1 protein-coding gene is annotated in these 5,103 nt (G+C 55.3%); it reads left to right on the top strand.

Annotated features, from left to right (window positions below):
- Positions 1-239 precede the first annotated feature (239 nt).
- Positions 240-5,103, top strand: a 4,864-nt coding sequence (locus Q1J43_RS00225; RefSeq protein WP_301100271.1) for a hypothetical protein, incomplete at its 3' end; no start/stop codon positions are given.

Raw genomic sequence — 5,103 nt, 5'->3', positions numbered from 1 at the left:
GCTTGAATATCGATGAAACCAGTACTGATTTCTTGCTGCAGCAGCAAATCGCCTTGCCGTCCCAAGCCTATGGTTATAGCGATCTGGCAGTGATTCAGGGTGAGGATCATTCCTATCTCGCGCTAACGGCGCCAGCGAGCCGGTACGAGTTTATTACTTGGGGGAAAAAGCCGGCTAGCAAAACCCCTGGCAATGTCCTGATTCTGGATATTAATGCGTTGCAGGTTATCAGCTCAGGAATGGCCGTTCCCACCGGGAGTACGGCGGTCATCAAGGTGGAGTTCCCAGTCGGTATCGGTCAAGATCCGGAGTTTATTTCTGCAGCGGGGATTCGAACGACCACGGATGGGATCAAACTGTTGCGCTTTTTGCTGACCAATGGCAAAGATGTCAACGCCGGGCTGGCCACGGTGACCGTAAGCCTCGCTCCCGATGGAAGCCTGACGAAAAACACGGGGATCAAGCGAGTAGAAATGTCCGGCGTCATTGCCGGGGACACCCGCATCAACGACCCCTATAAGCTCAACATCCAGCGCGCACAGTCGCCGGTGCTGATCGTCAAGGATGGCGTCGAGTACGCGCTGGTCGCCGATTTCTTTGTTGATCTGAACGAGCCCGACGAAACGACCGGCGACGGCTTTTTCAGGTCCGCGCCACAAATGGGCGGCAAAGTCGGCATCATCAAGGACCCGTTCGGCAAGGCGGAGTATCTGGGCGCGACGACGCCCATTATCAATGGCACATTACAACGTCTGCATATCACTGAAGATGGCAAATCGCTGATGGCCGATCTGGGTTATTTTCCAGCCATTGTTGATGATCCATCTACTTATGTGCCCATGAAGAACGGGCTACTGACCTGGAATCTGCCCGACCTCATAGCGGCCGCTGAAGCCAATTCGATCAATAAGCAAAATTCCAAAAAGCCGATCCCGATCGATCGCGTCAACGGAACCCAGGTGGTGGCGCCGGTAAAGCAGGAAATTGAGGGCGCCCCATGGTGGTTGTGGATAGCCGATATTGAGTCGTCGCACGACAGCGTGGATTTGACCAACAAGGCCATTACCCTTGGATCGACGCCTGAGTCGAATATTATCAAGTTCAAATTAAAGGAAGCCGCCAGCGAAGTGCTGCTCACCATCAGCACCTTCCCGCCCGGGGACGGCCTGTTTGAGGGTGATGTCAAGGATTTTGCGCGGGTGTTTACCAGAAAGCTCACTGAGGCCGACATCGGCTCGTTCGCGGCGGGCGAGAAGAGCTATCAAATTCCCACCGATGTTTATTTAACGGCGGGTCAGCACTATTACTGGGGCGTTGAGGCCATTAGCGTGACCGGGCAAAAGTCGCGCGAGTCCGGAACTCTGGATAGCGCCCCGATTCTTGATGAGACCAACACCCATTTCGCCGGCGTGACGATCATTACGCACGATTCCAATATTAAATTCTGGGCGTCAGCAAACCCGGAATCAGAACTTGAGGAAGAGATTAAACTCGGGAAGGCCATTGCCGCGCAGGGCGGGGGCGAGGTCTTTGTTTATCTGCCCGAAACGATGGGCTGGAAATACCTCGGCGATCCCAATGTCAATAAGACGCCGGCGGACGTGCTCGGTCATCCGCTCGTCTTGATTGCCAACTGGATTCTTGATTCGAGCGTTGTCGATTCGGGCTTCTCGGAAGCGGCGGCCGACGGAATGTTCGCCGGGCTGATCAAGCTGGAGAACGATACCGGACATCGGCTTTTTAATTCGCCCTTGCATTTCATCGGTTTTGGCCGCGGCGCCTCGGTCAATAGCGAGGTGACCCAACGGATGGGCAAATATTTCCCGGAGGTGAAAGACATTCAGTTCACGACACTCGATCCGCATGATTTCAAGCAGCCCTCGCTTAATTTGATAACCACCTTGTTAATTGGTGACCTATCGACGGTGGCGGGCATCGTTCAGTGGTTTCCGAATCTAATCACTAAGGCAATCGCAAAAATCGTTGGCGTTGGAACGACTTGGATTGGCCGGATTCTTGATATGGGGGGCTTTGGCTCGCTCAAGTACGGCGATTATTTGGACCCGGTCATAAACCGATGGTCGAACATCGGTTTCTTTGACAACTATTATCAGCAATTGGGCAAGCCGGAAGTATGGGTTGGATCGGGCCTAGGCAGATTGACCTTCACGGTCAACGGGCGAGAAATCGTTAGCGATCCGTCGAAAAATATCGTCGGCGCTGACGTCAACATTAACTTGGACAGCATGGCCGGGTTCAATCACGAAGACGTTATGTGGAGTCCTTGGATTTTCAAGGTGGGAACAAACCAGGCGCATTTTCGTGTCCTCGGGTGGTATTACGGAACGGCCAATCTGGCCACGAATCGCTATCGGGACAGTTCGTGGTTGCACTGGATTCCCCAATATATTTACCGGAGCCCGTCGGACCGCAGGAACCTACTGGCGACCCTAGAGGCATACAACCTGCCTGCTGTAGTAGCCAACGGTTTGTTTGGTACGAACAGCGGGTCGTTCGAGAAAGGTAATGCCTGGTATCGGGCCGGCGAGATTAATGTCGGCGAGACAGGTGCCAGCGCGGAGTCTGATAAAGCGGATCAGCGTTCGCAAGAGGGAACCGGCATTGGTTGGGGCTACAGCTATCTGGGCGGCGGAGCAACGAAGCGTCCGGTGACGCCCCTGGTCGGGGCGAGCGTTGAGGATGGCGGCGCCTCGACGCAGCAGGGGAACACAAAAGAGGCGATTCCGGGCGTTTTTGATGGAGATTTTCAGTCAGCGCGCAACCCGGTGTATGGCCGCTACGGGTCCATACAAACGGGTTTCGAGATACCGGGTTGGTCATTCCAGGGTGGTAGTGGCAGTTGGTTCCAGGGCATTACACATCAATCCTTTTACTTTGACAAAGAGGCAATGAAGGCTGATTTGCCAAACATTAATCAAGCCCTTTGGGATGAATTTGGCTTCCCCGACGGAACCAACACGAGGCTATTTGCTTGGACTGCCCTAAAGACCGTTGTCACCACGCTATTGAATCCCACGTCTTGGATTAGATTGGCGGAGTGGTTGGCAACCAGCGCAGATGGGTTCTGGGGTAAGTTATTAAAGAATCCGGTTATGACGCAACTAGTGAAGGGGCTCGCTATAAAGTATGGATGGAACCTGGCGACAAACGTTATGCCGGATATATTGAAGTACATCCAGCAGAAATGGCTTAACGTTAAGGGGGTGCTTAGCGGGGCCGGGGATGTCCTGACCCATGACTGGCAATACTTCCCGCCGGACAAGACCACCCTACTGTTCGATGTGTCCACGCCCAAGCAGATTGCTTTACCAACAGAGGACGGTTCTGACCTCTTCACGGTCGACTCTAAGTCCGTTCCGCTTTCTGTCAGCGGCGTCCTGCTCGTTGATTTCAAGGATGCCAACGGTGTTGTGCTTTCAACGGAGTCGGTTCCAGTACCCGTAGCGGCTGGCGTAACCCGGACCAATGTGCGGGTTACGATCCCTGCGGCGCTGCGCGGCAAGGTTGGGCAGTTTTCCTTCAGGGTTGCGGATGTGCGTGCCTTGCAGAAAGCCGGGAATCAATCGGTCTCAACGGTTCCGTGGGAGACCGAGATTGACAATGTCCGTCTGGAAACGACGCCCGCCGATGTTTTGCCAATCACTCTTAGCTTGACTCTGGAAAAATCGGAGATCAACGAGGGTTCGAGTGCCGTTCTCATCGGCGAATTCACCAACCCTTCCAAACCAGCGCAAACGCATATCGTGATCGTCGATTGGGGGAATGGCGAGGCGAGATCCATTACGCTCGATCCGGGCGTCACGACCTTCTCCATGGCGTCGCTGTTTCTCGACGATAACCCAAGCGGTACATCCTCCGATTTCTACAAGCTGAAGGCTTGGATTTTCGATGGCGAGGGCGGCGAGGGCAGCGGCACTATCATGCTGCACGTGCACAACGTCGAGCCGACGGTGGACGCCGAGTTTGTCTCGCCGTCGATCGCTGAAAACACCACGGCGGTACTGCAATTGCATGTCAATGACATTGGCCTTGAAGACTCATTCACAGTGACGGTCGATTGGGGCGATGGGCAGGTAACCACCGAAACGCTGGCGTTTGACGACAGAAATTCGGAGCTCAGGCATGTGTATCGCGACGATGACCCGAGCGGGACGCCGCGCGATGATTACACCGTGCAAATCCGTGTTGAAGACGATGATCTCGGTGTGGGTGACATGACCACCGTGATTACCGTGGTCAATCAGAACCCGGAAATTCAAATCGGTGGCGGTCGTGACCTGAAAATCGGCGACACCTTTGCGCCCTACGCATCGGTAATCGACCCAAGTCCGGACGACGTGCTTGAGTATCACTGGGAGATTTTCGATCCGGACGGAGCGCTGATCGACGAATCCTTTACCTTGGCCGCACCGACCGTAGTGGTGACGCAGGAAGGTGTGTATAGCGCACGGCTATCGGTCACGGATGACGATCTAGGCGAGGCCGAAGTCAGTGTCAACGCGGTCGTCTGGCCGCCGGCAGTCGATCCGCGTAACCCGACAAAGGAGGAGGTCCTCGCCACTCTCGGTGCTCGCGGCCTGTTTGATGTCACCCTGTCGTCGGTCTTTGGGTCGATTTACCGCGAGGGCGACTCGATAACCTTCGGCGGTAACGCGTATGGCGTCGAACTGGACAACTGCTATGTCGAAGTGAATTGGGGCGATGGCGATATCGAGCGCCTGAGCCTCACCGACAACGTCGCGCACACACGCGGCGCGTTCAGCGGCAAACATACGATCAGGGACGACAATCCCACCGGAACCTCGATCGACAACATGACAATCTCCGCCCGTCTGATGCGAATTCCTAGCACCGGACCGGATTTGCAGCTGGCGAACTGGCAACACACGATTGCCGTCGAAAACGTTCCGCCCGAACTGAACGATTTCACGGTCACCCCGACCGCCACGGCGGGTGAGTTCGAGTTTGGCGTCAGCGTGCAGGACCCGGGGGTGGGCGACACCTTCACCTATGTCTGGAATTTCGGCAATGGCATCATCGAGACGACCACCACCCCGACGCTGACCCGGCATCTTGATGACG

It is taken from the genome of Propionivibrio sp. (assembly GCF_029255185.1).
Lineage (GTDB): Bacteria > Pseudomonadota > Gammaproteobacteria > Burkholderiales > Rhodocyclaceae > Propionivibrio.
The sequence above is the reverse complement of the archived record's forward strand: the minus strand, read 5'-3'. Positions and strand labels throughout refer to the sequence as shown.